We start from the raw sequence: 15,787 nt of genomic DNA, 5'->3' as shown, positions 1-15,787 counted from the left end.
TTGCTGGCGATGTCGACCGACAGCAGTCCGCCAGGCTCCGCCGTGCTGAAGTCGGGCTTGATGCCCTTGCCCCAGGAGGCGACGATCAGCCTGTTTCCATCGGCGAAGACGCCGTTGGGCGAAGCCAGTATCGCGTCCTTGACGAACAGCTCCGGCCGGTCGCCGTCGATGCGGTAGATGGTGTCGGCCAGCATGTCGGTGACATAGACCTTGCCGGACTGGTCCGATGTCATGTCGTTGAGGAAGACGGCATTCGGCACCGCGATGCTCGCGACGAGCTTGCCGCTGGCGAGGTCGACGATGCGAACCTTGGTGATGTCGGCGACATAGAGTTTGCCGCCCGAGATCGCCATGCCCTTGGGTGCGTCCATGCCGTCGGTCCAGTGCCGGGTGACCGTCTTGCCGTCCAGCGACAGCACGGAGAGATAACCATTGCCGTCGGCGTCGCCGGGATTGCCTGATATGTTGGAGACGATGATGCGGTTGTTGGCGGCGTCGAACAAAGCCGATTCCGGCTGCTCGAGGCCGGTGGCGCGCCAGAGTTCGGCGGCCTCGGCGGCAGGCGCTGCCGAGATGCCGATAGCCACGATAAGGGCTGAGATGATGAGGGTGTTCATGACTGCTCTCCTGTGATGACGAGGCAGAGCTACGGTTTTCGATACTTTCCGGAAAGGCCTGACACCGCTAGTATCGAAAGTCGATACGAAACTGCCGGCAAGAGGTGCATCGGATGAACGGTCTTATCTTCGAGGCGTTGAAGCGGACGCTGAAGGCGAAGGGCGTCACTTATCGCGCGCTTGCCGAACGCATGGGCGTTTCTGAACCGACGGTGAAGCGTATCTTCCACGAGCGCAACTGCAAGCTCGACCGGCTGATGGATATCTGCGCCGCCGCCGGCGTCGAGCTGGAAAACGTGCTCGGCTCGATGAACCGGGGACCAGGTCCGGTCAACCACATCGCGCCGGAGATCGAGCGCAGGCTCGCCGGTCGGCCGGCGTTGCTGTTCATCTTCGTCATGCTGTCGGAAAAGTTCACGCCCGAAGGCATCATGCGCTCGCAAGGCCTGAGCGAAGCCTCGATGTTCCTCTATCTGCGCGATCTCGAGGAGCTTGGCCTGGTCGCGCTCGGCCGGGGTCTGACGGCAAGAGTGTTGGTCGAGACGCCGATCCAGTGGAATTTCGAAGGGCCGCTGAGGCCGCTGTTCGAGATGACCAACAAGAATTTCATCGGCTGGGCGATCACCCATATCGACAAGGAAGCGACCTTCGTCAGCTTCTCCAGGCGGATGCGGCCGGAGACGGCGGAGATGGTGCGGCGCGAGGCGCAGGAGCTGGCCGATCGCGCCAAGCTGCTCGCCCATCACGACCAGCACACCACGCCGGAGGACGGGCTGGTCGGCTACAAATGGACGTTTGCCTTTGGTGCAACGCCATTTCCGGCGATCATGCCGATCGGGCCGCACGCGCGAGATCCCGGTGCACGGGTGCCCGACAGCCCCAACACTCCAGCAAAAAGGGGTCGCCCCTTGCCGGCATAGTTCGCCTGCTATTCAGGGGCCTTCGCATCGGCAACCTTGTCGTCCCAGACCATCTGCCGGTAGTCGAAACCATATTCCAGCGTTGGCTTGACGATGCGGAAATAGGGCGACAGGTCGAAATCGCGCGGTGTGTAGAGCGAGTGGTGGCGGATGTGCAGGATTTCCTTGCGCGAATAGTTCGACTGCGCCGAAGCGCGGCCGGGCGCACGGGTGATCTCGGGCAGGATCGGATAGCGGATCTGGCCATAGGCCTCGGCGATCAGCGTCGAGCAGATCGCCCGTGTCGGATCGCCGGAGCCGAAGGCCAGCATGCGCCGCCGCCAGCGCACCGGCACCGGCGGCGTCGGGAAGAAAAAACGCAGCATGTCGAAAATGTTCTTGAGGTCGTATTTCAGGCCGAGCTTGCCGATCATGAAGGCGACGACCTTGTCGCGATCCTCCGGCGCCAGTCCGCTCGCCCGGCAGATGCGGGTATTGTAGGTGCGATAGCGCGACAACGGCACGGCGACGCAGCCTTCGCCGAGCGTGACCTCGATCAGCCGCCGCCGTTCCGTTCCGTCTTCCGGTTCGGCCAGCGCGTCGCCCACATAGAAGGCCGCATGTGACCAGGTCGACTGGGTCAGATACTTGATCGCCGCCGAGATCTTCTGGTTGCCCTCGATCAGCAGGATATCGCCGGGCTCAAGCGTGCGGCGCAGCGTCTCCGCATCGGACGGCGTATAGGGCTCGTAGCCGGAAGATTCTTCCTGCAGCCGGCCGGCAAGCCAGCGGCCAAGTCTATCCAGAAGCGTGTCGCCAGGCTCGGTCATGCCCTATGGCGATTAGCATAGGCGGGTGGCTGGGCGCCAGCCGCACGTCGGTCAGCTTGCCGTCGCCGCGGCCTCTTCCGGCGACGCAGCCAGATCGTCGCGCGCCTTGCGGGCGAGTTTGCGTGTCGAGCGTTTCGGACTGTCGCCGAACAGCTCCGCCGCCTCGGCAAGACAGCTCTTCTTCAGCTGCTTCTCCGACCGCTTCAAAAGCTTGGCCAGAAGCTTCGTGTCCTCGGGCGGTCCGAGCGGACGGTCATCGGCCTCGAGAAGATCGCGCATCACCAGCACATCGTGCAGGTCGCCCAGCCGCTCGCCCAGTTCGTCAACCGCCTTGCGCCTTGCCTTGATCGGCGTCGGCCACAGCCTGCCGAGCAGCGACAGATGCATGCCGTGGGTCTTGGCCGCCTTGCGCAGATCGTGGAAATCATTGGCCTCGCCGCGCGATCCGGCCTTGTCCAGCGCCTTCCTGGCACGGCGCAAGGTGATGCGGGCGCCTTCGGCAAGCACGTCGGCCGCCTGTTCCGGCTGGTCGGGCAAGGCAAGGCTTTCGATCCGCTTGAGGCCTTCCTCGCATGCCGCGGTCGCCGCACCGATCGCCGCTTCGAGCCCGCTGCCCTCATGCATTTCATGCTGGCGGGCAATCAGCCTGTCGCGAACCGCGCCCAGCCCGTCGTCGGCGCTCTCCTTGGGAAAGCTTGCCGCCAGCCGGTCGATGGTCTCGATCAGCGCCGTCGCCTCGCGCGGGCCGGCAAGCAGGCCGGCCACATTGCGATAGCACTGGTTTTCGGTCTCACAGAATGTTTCGTCACCGGAACGAACCAGGCGCAGCAAGGCACGAGCGCTCTTCAACCGCTTGCGGCATTTGTGCAGTGCCTGTTCCGGCCGGCTCCGCGCGGCATCAAGGTGAGCCAATGCCTTGCCGATTTCCTCTGCAAGGATACGCCTGACCTCGCCGGTCAGCGGCACGCGCGGATCGATGCGAAAGCTCATGCGGCGATCTCCGGTATCCCCCCGAGGGCGAGCGACGCGTTGTAGTATTTTGACTCACCGGTGACTTCACGGCCGAGCCAGTCAGGCAGCATTTCGTCCGGCACGTCCTCCGGCGTCTCAAGTTCTGCGACCACAAGTCCCGTAAGTGGACCGCCAAAGACATCGACTTCATAGAGATAGCCGCGGTGCCTAACATGGTGACGTGTCTTCTCGATGACACGTCCGATGGCGAAGTCCAACATCTCCACCGCCTCCGGCAGCGGGATCGGGTATTCGAATTCGTCGCGCTCGCGCGCCTTGCTGCCAAACTTGAGCGTCAGCTTGGCGGACGTGCCATCGCTGATGCGCACGCGCACCGTGCGCCCGGGGCTGGCAGCGAGATAGAACTGGAGGATACGAATACGCGCCTCGGCCAGTTCTAACCATGCGGTGCTGGAGACCAGGAACTTGCGCTCGACTTCCTTGCCCATGGCCGCGCACTAAAGCGGTTACCGCCGGCGATGGCAAGACGGTGACGCACACAAGTTAGCGCTCACGAGTTGACTTTAATCAATCGATTGATTAAATATCTGATATGATCAAGCAGTCCGACGCCAAAAATCCCCGCCGCGAAGCATCTCCCGCCGAGATGACGCGTGCGGCGCTTGTCCGCGCGGCGCTGAAATTGTTCGGGCGGCAGGGTTTCGACGGCACTTCGACGCGCGAGATCGCCGCCGAGGCGCAGGCCAATATCGGCTCGATCGCCTATCATTTCGGCGGCAAGGAGGGCCTTCGCGCCGCTGCCGCCGACTTTATCGTCGAGACCATCCAGACGGTCGCCGGCCAGGCGCTCGGCAATGCGCAGGCGCCGATGCCGGGCGGTGCAGAGGCGGCGCAAGCGCAGCTCTTCGCGGCGCTGGAGCGGATGGTCGGCTTTGTCGTGGCCAGCCCGCAGGCCGGCGAGATCGTGCAGTTCGTGTTGCGCGAGCTTTCACATCCGACGGCAGCCCTCGACCGCATCTATGACGGCGTTTTCGAGCCGACGCATCGCCGGCTGTGCCAACTCTGGGAGCAGGCGACCGGCGAGCCGGCCGAGAGCGAGGCCACAAGGCTGACCGTGTTCACGCTGATCGGTCAGGTCATCTATTTCCGCATCGGCCGCGAGGCGGTGATGCGCCGCATGGGCTGGAACGACATCGGCGCCGCCGAGGCCGCCAAGGTGGTGGCGGCCACATCCGGCAATCTCGAGGCCATATTGGCTTCCAGAAAAGGGGCAAAGATGAAGGGGCAAAGACCATGAGCTTTCTGTGTTCGCTGCCGCTCGCCGCGCAGCTTTTCGGCGCCTGTGCCCCGGCTGCCCCGCTGGCCGTCGGCTATGTCGAAGGCGATTACGTGCTGCTGGCGCCGATCGAGGTGGCGCAGGTCGAGACCGTCACGGTCAAACGCGGCGACCGAGTGGTGCCCGGCACGACCGTGGTGACGCTGGAAAGTGCCGACGCGAAGATCGCAGTGGCGCAGGCCGAGGCCGGCCTTGCCCAGGCGCAGGCGCAATTGGCCGATCTGCAGATCGGCAAGCGGCCGGAAGAGATCGCGGTGTTGAAGGCTGAGGTCGACATGGCCAGCGCCCAGGCCGCCGACGCCAAGCGCAAATTCGACCGCGCCGCCGATCTGTTCAAACGCGGCGCCGGCACGCAGGCCGATTTCGACACCGCCTCCGCAACGCTGGAGACGGCCAATGCGCAGGTCGGCCAGGCCACCGCCAATCTCGCCGTCGGTGGCCTGCCGGCGCGGCCGGAGACGATCAAGGCGGCCGACAACCAGGTCAAACAGGCGCAGGCGACACTGGAACAGGCGCAGTGGCGGCTGTCGAAGCGGGTGCTGGGAGCCCCTTCGCCCGGCCGCGTCAACGATGTCATCCGTAATCCGGGCGACACCGCCGGCCCGACCGCGCCTGTCATTTCGATCCTGCCCGACGGCGCGGTGAAGCTCAGCGTCTACATTCCGGAGAGCGCCTTCTCCTCGGTCAAGGTTGGCACCTTGCTCGGCGTCCATTGCGACGGCTGCGGCGAGGGCGTGAAGGCGCGGGTCAGCTACGTTTCGCCCGATCCCGAGTTCACCCCGCCGGTGATCTATTCCCTCGAGAACCGGCAGAAGCTGGTCTATCTGGTCGAGGCACGGCCGGAGGGCGATGCCGGCCCGCTGCAGCCGGGCCAGATCGTCGATGTCGATCTGGCGGACAGCGCAAAATGAACGCCATCGACGTCCATGGCCTGGTCAAGCGTTTTGGCAACAAGACCGTCGTCGACCATGTGACGATGTCGGTCGCCGAAGGCGAGATCGTCGGCTTTCTCGGACCCAACGGTTCGGGCAAGACCACCACCATCCGCATCATGTGCGGTCTGCTGACGCCGGACGAAGGCGAAGGCACGGTGCTCGGCTTCAACATCCGCACCGACAGCCTGCGCATCAAGCGCGAAGTCGGCTACATGACGCAGAAATTCTCGTTCTACGAGGATCTGACGATCGGCGAGAATCTCGAATTCGTGGCGCGGCTCTACCGGCTGAAGCCGGTTGAAGAATATGTCGCCGGGACGCTTGAAGACCTTGGCCTGACCACACGCCGCAACCAGCTGGCCGGCACCTTGTCGGGCGGCTGGAAGCAGCGGCTGGCGCTCGCCGCCTGCATCATGCACAAGCCGAAATTGCTGCTGCTCGACGAGCCGACGGCCGGTGTCGATCCGAAGGCGCGGCGTGAATTCTGGGACGAGATCCATCGCCTCGCCAGCGGCGGGCTGACCGTGCTGGTCTCCACCCACTACATGGACGAGGCCGAGCGCTGCCACCGCATCAGCTACATCTCCTACGGCAAGATGCTGGCCACCGGCACCGTCGCCGAGGTGGTGAAAAATGCCGGGCTGACCACCTTCGTCCTGCAAGGCCCGCGCCTTGACCAGGTGGCCGAAGCGCTTCAAGGGCGCCCCGGCGTGGACCAGGTGGCGCCGTTCGGCGCGACGCTGCATGTCGTCGGCTCCGACAAGAAGAAGCTCGAAGCCGCACTCGCGGATGTCGAAAGAGTGCACAAGGGCGTGAAAGTATCGCCCGGCGAAACCAGCCTGGAAGATGTTTTCATCCAGTTCATGTCCGGCTCGAAGGACAACATGGCATGAACGATGTCTTTTCCTTCGCCCGGCTTGGCGCGCTGCTGATCAAGGAATTCATCCAGATGCGGCGCGACCGCATCACCTTCGCCATGATGCTGGGCGTGCCGCTGATACAGTTGGTGCTTTTCGGCTACGCCATCAACAACGACCCGAAAAGCCTGCCTGCAGCACTCGTGGCGACGAGCAACGATCCCTACACGCGTGCCATTGTCGCGGCGCTGCAGACCACCGGCTACTATCGTTTCGACCATGTCGCGCAAAGTGCTGCCGATGCGGAGTTCCTGATATCGCGCGGCGACGTCGCCTTCGTCGTCACCATCCCCGCCGATTTCGCCAAGAGGGTGGAGAGCGGCAACAACCCGCAGATCCTGATCGAGGCCGACGCCACCGACCCGGCAGTGGCCAGCGGCGCCATCTCGACGCTCGGCACCGTCGCTAGCCAGGCGCTGCTGAGGGCGCAAGGCACGCAGGAAGCCGCCGCCGAGGCCGCCAAGGGTCAGCTCGATGTCGTCGTACACCGGCGCTACAATCCCGAAGGCATTTCGCAATACAACATCGTGCCCGGCCTGCTCGGCGTCATCCTGCAGATGACCATGGTGATGATGACTTCGATCGCTCTGACGCGCGAGACCGAGCGCGGCACGATGGAGAACCTGCTGGCGATGCCGTCCAGCCCGCTCGAGATCATGCTCGGCAAGGTGCTGCCCTATCTGGCGGTCGGCGGCGTGCAGGTGGTGGTGGTGCTGGCGGCGGCCAAGCTTCTGTTCGCCATACCCTTCACCGGATCGATGTCGCTGCTGTTGACCGCCGTGCTGATCTTCGTGCTGGCGCTGGTGCTGCTCGGCTATTCGATTTCGACCGTCGCCCGCACGCAGATGCAGGCCCTCCAGCTCACCTTCTTCTTCTTCCTGCCGTCGATCATGCTGTCGGGTTTCATGTTCCCCTATCGGGGCATGCCGGACTGGGCGCAGACCTTCGGCGAGATCTTTCCGCTGACGCATTTCCTGCGCATCACCCGCGCGGTGATGCTGAAGGGCGCCGAACTGCCGGCGGTGGCCGGCGAGATCGGCTGGCTGGTGGTGTTCGTGGCGTTGTTTGCCGGTGTCGCATTGGTGCGGTTCAGGCGGACGCTCGATTAGCTCTTACGGGTTGAGTGATCTCGTACCGCTAACGAACGGACTTCCTCGGACATAGAAGCGTAGCGGGCGATCCGCGTCCTTCGTAATGCCGATCCGGATGCCCTGCCCGATGTCATCGGCCTGATGATCATCAATTGCCAGCCATAGCGGGCCTTCGCGGCAAAGATCGATCCCGTCGAGCGAACGGTCGATCCGCAACGCCTGGGCGAGCTTTCCCGGTCCTCGCGCCAGGTCGCGCAAACGCTCGATGCCGCGATTGAGCCGCATGATGGCGATGCCTTCGAGCGGCTCGAGCGCCCTGATCAGCACACCAGTTCCGATCCCCGGCATCTCGCTCGAGACGTTGAGCATGTAGGAGATGCCGTAGGCGAGATAGACATAGGCGTGGCCAGGCCCGAGAAACAGCGAACGGTTGCGCGAGGTCATCCCCCGGTAACCGTGCCCGGCGGCGTCGCCAGCCACATAGGCCTCGGTCTCGACGATGCGGCCGCTGGCGATGCCTTCGGGCAGCTCGCGCACCACGAGCTTGCCAATGAGGGTGCGGGCAAGGGATGCCGTATCATCAGGCAGTTCCGAGCGCACGAGCGGGCGGCGGATGGTCATGCTCAGCGCGGCCAGATTTCACGGCATCGGCTCGACCCATTGCGCGCGCGAAGGTCCCGGCTCGAACGGATCGGCGAAATACTGGGTCTCGCGGGCCACCTTGCCATCGACGAACTCCATGATGCTCACGGTGTAGGACGGCCGCCCGTCATAGGCGAGGACAAATTCAGTGACCCAGATATTGCCAGCGCCGACGATCCGCCGCACCGTGAAGCGCTTGCGGTTCGGCTGTGCGGCGCGCGACGACTGGATGTTTCGTCGCCCGCTTATGCGCTCACCCGACTGTGGATAGTCGAGCACCGCGTCCTCCCGGTAGATTTGGTGCTCCGCCTCGAAGTCGCTGACATCGGAGGCGGCCCAGTGGCGATCCAGAGCCGCTCTTGTCTCCAGGTCTTCCATGCCGGATCTCCTCGGACGTTGTGGCTCGGCCCGGTTGTCGCTTAAGCAGCCGCCATGATCTCGGCATAGGTGCCGAAATCGACATTGCCGCCGGAGAGCACCACGGCAACGCATTTGCCGGATAGCTCGATCTCACCCGATGACAGTGCCGCCAGCGCCACGCAGCCGCCGGGCTCGACCACGAGTTTGAGATAGGCCATGGCGTCGCGCATCGCCTGCGCGGTTGCCTTGTCTGAGACCGCGATGCCACCGGCAAGGTTCCTGCGGTTGATCTCGAAGGTGATCAGGCCGGGCTCGGCGGTCAGGATCGCGTCGCAGATCGAAGCGTGGCCGAGCTCGTTCGACACCCTTGCGCCTTCGATGAGCGAACGGCGGGTGTCGTCGAAATGCTCGGGCTCCACTGCCCAGACCGCGGTGTCGGGCGAGGCGTCTTTGACCGCAACTGAGATGCCGCTGGTCAGGCCGCCGCCGCCACAGGGAATGACGACCGCGTCGAGGCTGACGCCAAGCGCTTTTGCCTGGCGCATCAATTCGAGGCCGATAGTGCCCTGTCCAGCGATGATGGCCGGGTCGTCGAAGGGCGGCACCAGCACCATGCCCCTTTCGATATAAGGGCGCACCACGGTCATGCGGTCGTCGCGAAAACGGTCGAACGGCACCACCTCCGCGCCCATCTTGCGGACATTGGCGATCTTCATCGCCGGCGCGTCGGCCGGCATGGCGATGACCGCCTTGACGCCGAACATCGCGGCCGAAGCGGCGACGCCCTGCGCATGATTGCCCGACGAGAAGGCAACGACGCCTCGGCTGCGTTCTTCCTCACGGAGCGACGACAGCTTGTTGTAGGCGCCACGGAACTTGAACGAGCCGGTACGCTGCAGCGTCTCCGGCTTGAACAAGATCCGGCCGCCGAAGCGCTTGTTCAGCTCCTGCGATTCGATCAAGGGGGTTTCGACGATCAGGCCGGCAAGCCGGGCTGCGGCGGCGTGGATGTCGGCGATGCCGGGAGGGGTGGTCATAGTGGATTATCCTGTGGAAACATGTTGCCCTTCATGATGCCCGCAAAGGGAGGTGGCGCACCATGGGAAAAATGTGACCGTTACAAAGTTTGGCGAGTCATGATCGGCGTTTGCGCCGCCCCTCACCTGCCTGCCGGCATCCTCTCCCGTATAGTGACGGGGAGAGGGGAGCTGTCGCCAGCGGTTTCGCCAATCGCCAGCGTCGCAAGAAGGGCGCGGCATCACGGCCAGCTTCTTTCTCCCCGTCTACGGGGAGAAATGCCCGGCAGGGGGCGGCGCCGAAATCAGCAAATTGGCCACCCAATTTTAGCCAAGCAGCGTCCTCTGCCTCTTGGTCCCACCCAGCTTGCGCCAGTTGTTGAACCGGTGGCTGGCGGCGGCAAAGGAGATCTTCATCTGCTGGGCAACCGAATAGCGCGACTTGCCCTCGTCGAACATGCGGTAACAGCACTCGACGCCTTCCTCGGTCAGTTTGCCGTCCGGCGCCTTGTTGTGCGGATTGGCCGGATCGAATTTTTCGACCTGTTGTTCGACCAGGCCTTTCAGGCGCTGCAGGTCGGCCTCGATGCTGGCGATGAGGTCGAGAACGGGCTTTGGATCATAGGGGTGCGGAGGCTGTTTTGCCGTCATCTCATGGCTCCTTGTTCTTGGCTTGAGTTCGGTTATATAGGTGAACATTCACTGATAATGAAGGGTCGCCGCGGGCGCGGGGCTTCAACAATTCTTGACCGCGACCCAAGCGCGCAATTGACCAAAGGCGTTCAAAACCCTACTTTAGAATTATTCTAAACTAGGGTGAATTCCTCATGCTTTCCCGTGTTTTCGGCTTCGGCCGCCGTCCCTTCGAATCGCTTACCGAACAGGAGATCCTGGCGCTGGCCATTTCGTCCGAGGAGGATGACGGACGCATCTACCGGGCCTATGCCGACGGACTCGCAGACACCTTCCCGCAATCGGCAAAAGTGTTCGAGGAGATGGCCGAGGAAGAGGATGGCCATCGCGATGCGCTGATCGAGCTCTTCCGCAGTCGGTTCGGCGAACGTATTCCGCTGATCCGGCGCGAGCATGTGAAGGGGTATTACGAGCGCAAGCCCGACTGGCTGGTGAGACCGCTCGGCATCGAGCACGTGCGCAGCCAGGCCGAGGCGATGGAGCGGCAGGCCTATCTGTTCTACGTCGAGGCGGCCAAGCGCACCACGGATGCCTCGACCAGAAAGCTGCTCGACGATCTGGCGCTGGCCGAGCAGGGGCACGAAACGCTGGCGCAGCGCCTGGAGCAAAAGCACGTACCGGGCGAAGTGAAGGACGAAGAGGCCGCTGCCGAGCAGCGTCAGTTCATCCTCACCTATGTGCAGCCGGGACTGGCCGGATTGATGGACGGCTCTGTGTCGACGCTGGCGCCGATCTTCGCCGCGGCGTTTGCCACGCATGACACCTGGCAGACCTTTCTGGTCGGGCTTGCTGCCTCGATCGGCGCCGGCATCTCCATGGGCTTCACTGAAGTGGCTTCCGACGACGGCAAGCTATCGGGCCGTGGTTCGCCGATAAAACGCGGTATCACCACCGGCGTCATGACGTCGGCCGGCGGCCTTGGCCACGCATTGCCCTATCTCATCCCGCATTTCTGGACGGCGACAGCCGTCGCCGCGGTGGTGGTGTTCTTCGAACTGTGGGCGATTGCCTTCGTCCAGAACCGCTACATGCAGACGCCCTTCCTGCGCGCCGCCTTCCAGGTGGTGCTGGGCGGCGCCCTGGTGTTCGCGGCCGGCGTGCTGATCGGGAATGCGTAAGCGCAAAGCGCCCCCTCACCCAGCCACGCGGGTTGCCCGTTCACCCATTCACCGCCCGACTATCCCCAGGCGCCTCGTCCCTCTCGGTCAGCCCATAATCCCTCACCACATGCGCAATCCGCAGACGGTAGCCGGCAAAGATACCGCCACGGCCGGCCTTCTGCGCCTGCCGATGTTCTTCGGTGTTGCGCCAGGCCTTCACCGCCTCCTCGTCGCGCCAGAACGACAAGGACAGGATACGGTTCGGATCGGCCAGGCTCTGGAAGCGCTCGATGGAGAGAAAGCCATCGATGCCGTCGAGCAGCGGACGCAAGTCGGCTGCGATGCCCAGATACGCATCGCGTCGGCCCGCCGCCGGCTCGACCTCGAAGATCACGGCAATCACGGCAGCACCAGTTTCGCGTGCGGTCCCGAGACGTGTTTCAGGAACATGCGGTCCTCCTTCAAGATGAATCTTTCGCGGCGGGCGAATTCGTAGTTTGCCTTGCCGGCGGGATCGGCGGCAAGGCGGGCGCGATACGCTTCATAGGCCGCCAGGCTGTCGATGTTGTAGGCGGCGTAGGCGGTCGTCGCCGAGCCCTCATGCGGCGCGTAATAACCGATCAAATCGGCGCCGCAGCGTGGAATGGCCTGGCCCCAGTTGCGGGCATACTCCTCGAAGGCCGCCTTGCCGAACGGGTCGATCTCATAGCGAATGAAGCAGGTGATGGTCATCGTGGTCTCCTTGGGTTTCCTGCGTCGATAGTTCGAGCGGCGTCGAAACGTCGTGCCGCCTGGTCTGCTAAGCAATTCCCTTGGCGGTCATGTCTGCCAGAAGGATTTCGCGCATTCGCGGCGCACGTCTTGCCGAGTCAGGCCAAGGTCGCGCAGCAGATGATCGTCGATCTCAGCGAGGTCGAGACGCTGCAAATGGCGGTCATATCAGCGGGCCAGCAGCCGCGAGCGAAGCCATGTGACGAACGGGAACGATTGACGGCTGGGGAGCGGTGCCGAGGGGAAAGCGGTTCGTGCGGTCATCGTCGTCTCCTTGATCTGATCGGAGAATAGTGGTTATCTGACAAGAATGCTTCGATGAGGAACGAACTATGCGTGAAGGCCCTGACATCGCCCGCATCGCCAGCCTGGTCGGTGACCCGGCGCGGGCAAACATGCTGAATGCCCTGATGGGCGGCACGGCGCTGACGGCGAGCGAACTGGCGCACGAGGCCGGCGTCTCGCTGCCGACCGCCAGCTCGCATCTGGGCAAACTGATGGAAGGCGGGCTGTTGACCGTGGCGAGCCAGGGCCGCCATCGCTATTACGGCCTCGCCGGGCCGCAGGTGGCGGGCATGATCGAAGCCATCACCGGTGTCGCGGAAGCTGTTGGCCCAAAGCGCGTGCGGCCCGGCCCGCGCGACGGAGCGATGCGCGTGGCGCGCGTCTGCTACGATCATCTCGCCGGCGAGCAGGCGGTGGCGATGCTCGATCGTCTCGTCGCCAAAAACGTGTTGGTCCGCGACGAACAGCAGATCAGGCTCGGGCCATCGGCGGCTTCGCATTTCGCCGCTATCGGCATCGATGTCTACACCAGGCCGCGGCGGCCGGTGTGCCGCGCCTGCCTCGACTGGAGCGTGCGCCGCTCGCACCTCGCCGGCACGCTGGGCGCTGCCATCCTCGACAAGATCCTTGCCGACAAATGGGCGCGCCGCGAGAAGGACAGCCGCGCGGTCATTTTCTCGCTGCCGGGCAAGCAGGCGTTCGAGAGGGTGTTTTTGAGATGAGGGGTTGGCGCTCGCCCACACCTTCGTCATCCTAGGGCGGAGCAGCCGCAAAGCGGCGTCGCGGAGACCCTAGGATGACGAAATCCGCTTCAGCACCTTCCCCTGCCTGAAGAAATCCGCCCACGGATCGGCTTGGGCCAGCTGCTTCAGCGTCGTCTGGTCGCCGATCGGGAAGGCGTTCGGCGCCAGCCCGGCTTCGATCTCGGCCCAGGTCACCGGCATCGACACGGTGGCGCCCTTCTTGGCGCGCGACGAATAGGGCGCGACCGTCGTCGAGCCCCTGCCATTGCGCAGATAGTCGACGAAGATCTTTCCGGTGCGCGCCTTCTTCGACAGCGTTGCCGTGTAGCGGTCCGGGGCGCCCTGTTCGAGCGCCTTGGCGAAATCATGGGCGAAGGTCTTCACCGCGTCCCAATCCGACGATGGCTTCAGCGGCACCAGCACATGGTAGCCCTTGCCGCCTGAGGTCTTGACGAAATTTGGCAGCGACAGCTCGTCGAGCTTGCCTCTGATATCGAGCGCCGCCTCGCGCACCGCCTTCACGTCGACGCCTTCATCGGGATCGAGATCGAAGATGATCTGGTCGGGCTGTTCAAGCTTGTCGATGGTGCAGCCCCAGATGTGGATCTCGACCACACCATATTGAACCAGTGCAGCAACGCCGTCGAAATCCCTGATGAACAGGATCTCCTCGCCGTCGTTAGGGTCCTTCATGCGGGCGACCTTGTCGCTCATGCCGGCCGAGGCATGTTTCTGGAAGAAGCGCGGTCCGCCGACGCCGTCCGGCGCGCGCACCAGGCTGAGCGGCCGGTTGACGACGAACTGTTCCATGCGTGGCCAGACCTGCGCGTAGTGGTCGAGCAGGCCTTGCTTGGATATTTTTTCGTCCGGCCACAGCAGCTTGTCGGGATGGGAAAGCTTTACCGTGGTCGTCATCGACCCGGCGGGCTTGGCGGTGCTGCTCGATGCCGGCTTTGCCGAACCTTTGGCTGTCGCTGCCTTGCCTGTCGACGCTTTGGGCTTTTCCTGCACGACTTCCTCCGCCGGCTTGTCCTCGCGCAATCCCTGGAACGAGGCGTGGCGTATTATACGGTCCGACGTCCAGCTGCGAAACTCCACTTCGCCGACAAGTTCCGGCTTGACCCAGACCAGGCCCTTGCCCTTCGGCACGGTGGCAGCGAACGGCGACGACTTTGCCTTCAGCGCATCGAGCTTTGTCTTCAAATCGGTGGCGCCCTTGGCGGAGAAGCCGGTGCCGACGCGGCCGGCATAATGCAGCTTGCCACCCTCATGATAGCCGACCAGCAGCGAGCGCAGTCCGCGCCCGGTCTTCTCCGACGGCAGATAACCGCCGATGACGAACTCCTGCCGCGCCGTGCATTTCGATTTCACCCAGGTGGGGCCGCGGCCGCTGCGATAAGGCGCATCGGCGCGTTTGGAGACGACGCCTTCCAGCCCCATGCGGCAGGCATGCTCCAGCATGATCTTGCCGGGCTCGGCGAAATGGTCGCTGAAACGGACTGCCGCATTCTCCGGCTGCTTGCCGAGCAGCTCCTGCAAGGTCTGCTTGCGCTCGACCAATGGCTCGCGGCGCAAATCCTTCCCGTCGAGGCGCATCAGGTCGAAGACGTAGTAGATGAAGCGGTTGGTTCGATTGGCAGACAAATCCTGCTGCAGCAGGGAGAAGGACGAAACGCCGCTGTCGGCCAGCACGACGATCTCGCCGTCGATGATGGCGTCACTGCATTTCAGTCCGGCCAGTTCCGCCATGATCTCGCCGCCGAATTTCTCCGTCCAGTCGAGGCCGGTGCGGGTCAGCAGCCGCACTTCGGTGCCAGCGATCTGCGCCTGCATGCGATAGCCGTCGAACTTCACCTCGTGCAGCCAGTCCTTGCCCGGCGGGGCTTCGCGCTCCAGCGTAGCCAACTGCGGCTCGACAAAGTCGAGGCGCTTGCCGGGCTTCCCCTTGCCGGCAGCCGGCTTGTTGGAATGCCAGACTTCTGGCTTCTGGCCTCTCGCGGCCTTGCCCTCGCCGACCTCCTCGATGGTCAAGCCGGACTTCACCGATTCCGGCGCTTCCTTGAGGATGTCCTCACCCGGGCGTGCCGCCGCATCGTCCGACTTGATCAGCAGCCAGTTGTCGCGCTTTTCAGCCGCGCGGGGTTTCAGCCTGACTAGATGCCACAATCCGTGCAGTTTGTGGCCGTGCAGCTCGAAGCTGATATGGCCTTTCTTCATCGCCTTGGCCGGGTCGATCTCGGGAACCCAGGTGCCCTCGTCCCAGACGATGACCGAACCGCCGCCATATTCGCCCTTGGGGATGGTGCCTTCGAACGGCGCATAGTCGATCGGGTGATCCTCGACATGCACGGCCAGCCGCTTCTCATGCGGGTCGAGACTCGGGCCGCGCGTCACCGCCCAGCTCCACAGCACGCCGTCATGTTCCAGCCGCAGGTCGTAATGCAGCCTTGTCGCCGCGTGCTTGTGTATGACGAAGATGCCGCCCGCCTCGCCCTTCTTGGTACGGGCGACCTTGCCGGCTGGCTCGGCGGTCTTCTTGAAATCGCGCTTGGAGTGATACTGTTCGAGGCTGGCCATCGC

The 15,787-nt window shown here is 63.9% G+C and carries 19 protein-coding genes; 7 read left to right on the top strand and 12 right to left on the bottom strand.

Going from position 1 to position 15,787, the window contains the following annotated elements:
* Positions 1-617, bottom strand: a 617-nt coding sequence (locus C8D77_RS21860) for an SMP-30/gluconolactonase/LRE family protein (protein WP_425453747.1), incomplete at its 3' end; no start/stop codon positions are given.
* Between the two features lie 113 nt (positions 618-730).
* On the opposite strand from C8D77_RS21860, the gene C8D77_RS21855 reads away from it, so the two are divergent.
* Entirely contained in the window at positions 731-1,537 is an 807-nt protein-coding gene (locus tag C8D77_RS21855; protein ID WP_109667684.1) for a helix-turn-helix domain-containing protein, read from the top strand.
* Positions 1,538-1,545: 8 nt separating this feature from the next.
* Here the strand turns inward: C8D77_RS21855 and C8D77_RS21850 are convergent, their stop codons facing one another.
* The 3 genes from C8D77_RS21850 to C8D77_RS21840 are packed head-to-tail and all read right to left on the bottom strand — an operon-like array spanning position 1,546 to position 3,806.
* Positions 1,546-2,346: a C40 family peptidase gene (locus C8D77_RS21850; RefSeq protein ID WP_109667682.1), complete on the bottom strand. Its 801-nt coding sequence runs from the start codon at positions 2,344-2,346 to the stop codon at positions 1,546-1,548.
* Positions 2,347-2,397: 51 nt separating this feature from the next.
* On the bottom strand, positions 2,398-3,336 hold the full coding sequence (locus C8D77_RS21845) for a CHAD domain-containing protein (RefSeq protein WP_109667680.1): 939 nt from the start codon (positions 3,334-3,336) through the stop codon (positions 2,398-2,400).
* Positions 3,333-3,806 (bottom strand): CYTH domain-containing protein, encoded by a 474-nt coding sequence (locus tag C8D77_RS21840; RefSeq protein WP_109667677.1) that lies wholly within the window; start codon positions 3,804-3,806, stop codon positions 3,333-3,335. Before C8D77_RS21840 ends, C8D77_RS21845 begins: the two co-directional genes overlap by 4 nt.
* A 104-nt stretch (positions 3,807-3,910) precedes the next feature.
* On the opposite strand from C8D77_RS21840, the gene C8D77_RS21835 reads away from it, so the two are divergent.
* The 4 genes from C8D77_RS21835 to C8D77_RS21820 are packed head-to-tail and all read left to right on the top strand — an operon-like array spanning position 3,911 to position 7,615.
* Entirely contained in the window at positions 3,911-4,615 is a 705-nt protein-coding gene (locus tag C8D77_RS21835; protein ID WP_109667674.1) for a CerR family C-terminal domain-containing protein, read from the top strand.
* Positions 4,612-5,565, top strand: a complete 954-nt coding sequence (locus C8D77_RS21830) for an HlyD family secretion protein (protein WP_109667671.1) — start codon at positions 4,612-4,614, stop codon at positions 5,563-5,565. The genes C8D77_RS21835 and C8D77_RS21830 overlap by 4 nt, the downstream gene beginning before the upstream one ends.
* The gene (locus C8D77_RS21825) at positions 5,562-6,482 is read left to right on the top strand and encodes an ABC transporter ATP-binding protein (RefSeq protein ID WP_109667668.1); all 921 of its coding nucleotides are present in this window, start codon (positions 5,562-5,564) and stop codon (positions 6,480-6,482) included. Before C8D77_RS21830 ends, C8D77_RS21825 begins: the two co-directional genes overlap by 4 nt.
* Positions 6,479-7,615, top strand: a complete 1,137-nt coding sequence (locus C8D77_RS21820) for an ABC transporter permease (RefSeq protein ID WP_109667665.1) — start codon at positions 6,479-6,481, stop codon at positions 7,613-7,615. The genes C8D77_RS21825 and C8D77_RS21820 overlap by 4 nt, the downstream gene beginning before the upstream one ends.
* A 3-nt stretch (positions 7,616-7,618) precedes the next feature.
* Here the strand turns inward: C8D77_RS21820 and C8D77_RS21815 are convergent, their stop codons facing one another.
* From C8D77_RS21815 to C8D77_RS21800, 4 genes are all read right to left on the bottom strand, one after another.
* Complete coding sequence (locus C8D77_RS21815) at positions 7,619-8,218, bottom strand: DNA-3-methyladenine glycosylase (RefSeq protein ID WP_109667663.1); 600 nt, start codon at positions 8,216-8,218, stop codon at positions 7,619-7,621.
* 18 nt (positions 8,219-8,236) lie between these two features.
* Positions 8,237-8,617 (bottom strand): nuclear transport factor 2 family protein, encoded by a 381-nt coding sequence (locus C8D77_RS21810; protein ID WP_109667661.1) that lies wholly within the window; start codon positions 8,615-8,617, stop codon positions 8,237-8,239.
* 41 nt (positions 8,618-8,658) lie between these two features.
* Complete coding sequence (locus tag C8D77_RS21805) at positions 8,659-9,636, bottom strand: threonine/serine dehydratase family protein (RefSeq protein WP_109667658.1); 978 nt, start codon at positions 9,634-9,636, stop codon at positions 8,659-8,661.
* A gap of 306 nt (positions 9,637-9,942) precedes the next feature.
* Positions 9,943-10,266, bottom strand: a complete 324-nt coding sequence (locus C8D77_RS21800; protein ID WP_056585424.1) for a hypothetical protein — start codon at positions 10,264-10,266, stop codon at positions 9,943-9,945.
* A gap of 176 nt (positions 10,267-10,442) precedes the next feature.
* On the opposite strand from C8D77_RS21800, the gene mbfA reads away from it, so the two are divergent.
* The gene (gene mbfA, locus C8D77_RS21795) at positions 10,443-11,426 is read left to right on the top strand and encodes an iron exporter MbfA (protein ID WP_109667652.1); all 984 of its coding nucleotides are present in this window, start codon (positions 10,443-10,445) and stop codon (positions 11,424-11,426) included.
* A 40-nt stretch (positions 11,427-11,466) separates the two neighbouring features.
* Here mbfA and C8D77_RS21790 read toward each other — a convergent pair whose 3' ends face one another.
* The 3 genes from C8D77_RS21790 to C8D77_RS38380 form a co-directional block, all read right to left on the bottom strand.
* Positions 11,467-11,811 (bottom strand): antibiotic biosynthesis monooxygenase family protein, encoded by a 345-nt coding sequence (locus tag C8D77_RS21790; protein WP_109667649.1) that lies wholly within the window; start codon positions 11,809-11,811, stop codon positions 11,467-11,469.
* Positions 11,808-12,140 carry an NIPSNAP family protein gene (locus C8D77_RS21785; RefSeq protein WP_109667646.1) on the bottom strand — a complete coding sequence of 111 codons (333 nt, stop codon included), beginning with the start codon at positions 12,138-12,140 and terminating at the stop codon, positions 11,808-11,810. The genes C8D77_RS21790 and C8D77_RS21785 overlap by 4 nt, the downstream gene beginning before the upstream one ends.
* Positions 12,141-12,227: 87 nt before the next feature.
* Positions 12,228-12,335 carry a DUF1127 domain-containing protein gene (locus C8D77_RS38380; RefSeq protein ID WP_245951849.1) on the bottom strand — a complete coding sequence of 36 codons (108 nt, stop codon included), beginning with the start codon at positions 12,333-12,335 and terminating at the stop codon, positions 12,228-12,230.
* Between the two features lie 176 nt (positions 12,336-12,511).
* Between C8D77_RS38380 and C8D77_RS21775 the strand changes: the two genes are divergently transcribed.
* Entirely contained in the window at positions 12,512-13,186 is a 675-nt protein-coding gene (locus tag C8D77_RS21775) for an ArsR/SmtB family transcription factor (RefSeq protein ID WP_109667644.1), read from the top strand.
* A gap of 69 nt (positions 13,187-13,255) precedes the next feature.
* On the opposite strand, the gene ligD is transcribed toward C8D77_RS21775, so the two are convergent.
* Positions 13,256-15,784, bottom strand: coding sequence for a DNA ligase D (gene ligD, locus C8D77_RS21770; protein ID WP_109667641.1), 2,529 nt, complete (start codon positions 15,782-15,784; stop codon positions 13,256-13,258).
* Between the last annotated feature and the right edge of the window lie 3 nt (positions 15,785-15,787).

Source organism: Mesorhizobium loti (genome assembly GCF_003148495.1).
In the GTDB taxonomy this organism is placed as follows: Bacteria; Pseudomonadota; Alphaproteobacteria; order Rhizobiales; family Rhizobiaceae; genus Mesorhizobium; species Mesorhizobium loti.
The sequence above is the reverse complement of the archived record's forward strand: the minus strand, read 5'-3'. Positions and strand labels throughout refer to the sequence as shown.

Bases quoted from the DNA above. Each gene is read 5' to 3' on its own strand.
- C8D77_RS21855 (WP_109667684.1), top strand. From the start codon at position 731: ATGAACGGTCTTATCTTCGAGGCGTTGAAGCGGACGCTGAAGGCGAAG.
- C8D77_RS21850 (WP_109667682.1), bottom strand. From the start codon at position 2,346: ATGACCGAGCCTGGCGACACGCTTCTGGATAGACTTGGCCGCTGGCTT.
- C8D77_RS21845 (WP_109667680.1), bottom strand. From the start codon at position 3,336: ATGAGCTTTCGCATCGATCCGCGCGTGCCGCTGACCGGCGAGGTCAGG.
- C8D77_RS21840 (WP_109667677.1), bottom strand. From the start codon at position 3,806: ATGGGCAAGGAAGTCGAGCGCAAGTTCCTGGTCTCCAGCACCGCATGG.
- C8D77_RS21835 (WP_109667674.1), top strand. From the start codon at position 3,911: ATGATCAAGCAGTCCGACGCCAAAAATCCCCGCCGCGAAGCATCTCCC.
- C8D77_RS21830 (WP_109667671.1), top strand. From the start codon at position 4,612: ATGAGCTTTCTGTGTTCGCTGCCGCTCGCCGCGCAGCTTTTCGGCGCC.
- C8D77_RS21825 (WP_109667668.1), top strand. From the start codon at position 5,562: ATGAACGCCATCGACGTCCATGGCCTGGTCAAGCGTTTTGGCAACAAG.
- C8D77_RS21820 (WP_109667665.1), top strand. From the start codon at position 6,479: ATGAACGATGTCTTTTCCTTCGCCCGGCTTGGCGCGCTGCTGATCAAG.
- C8D77_RS21815 (WP_109667663.1), bottom strand. From the start codon at position 8,218: ATGACCATCCGCCGCCCGCTCGTGCGCTCGGAACTGCCTGATGATACG.
- C8D77_RS21810 (WP_109667661.1), bottom strand. From the start codon at position 8,617: ATGGAAGACCTGGAGACAAGAGCGGCTCTGGATCGCCACTGGGCCGCC.
- C8D77_RS21805 (WP_109667658.1), bottom strand. From the start codon at position 9,636: ATGACCACCCCTCCCGGCATCGCCGACATCCACGCCGCCGCAGCCCGG.
- C8D77_RS21800 (WP_056585424.1), bottom strand. From the start codon at position 10,266: ATGACGGCAAAACAGCCTCCGCACCCCTATGATCCAAAGCCCGTTCTC.
- mbfA (WP_109667652.1), top strand. From the start codon at position 10,443: ATGCTTTCCCGTGTTTTCGGCTTCGGCCGCCGTCCCTTCGAATCGCTT.
- C8D77_RS21785 (WP_109667646.1), bottom strand. From the start codon at position 12,140: ATGACCATCACCTGCTTCATTCGCTATGAGATCGACCCGTTCGGCAAG.
- C8D77_RS21775 (WP_109667644.1), top strand. From the start codon at position 12,512: ATGCGTGAAGGCCCTGACATCGCCCGCATCGCCAGCCTGGTCGGTGAC.
- ligD (WP_109667641.1), bottom strand. From the start codon at position 15,784: ATGGCCAGCCTCGAACAGTATCACTCCAAGCGCGATTTCAAGAAGACC.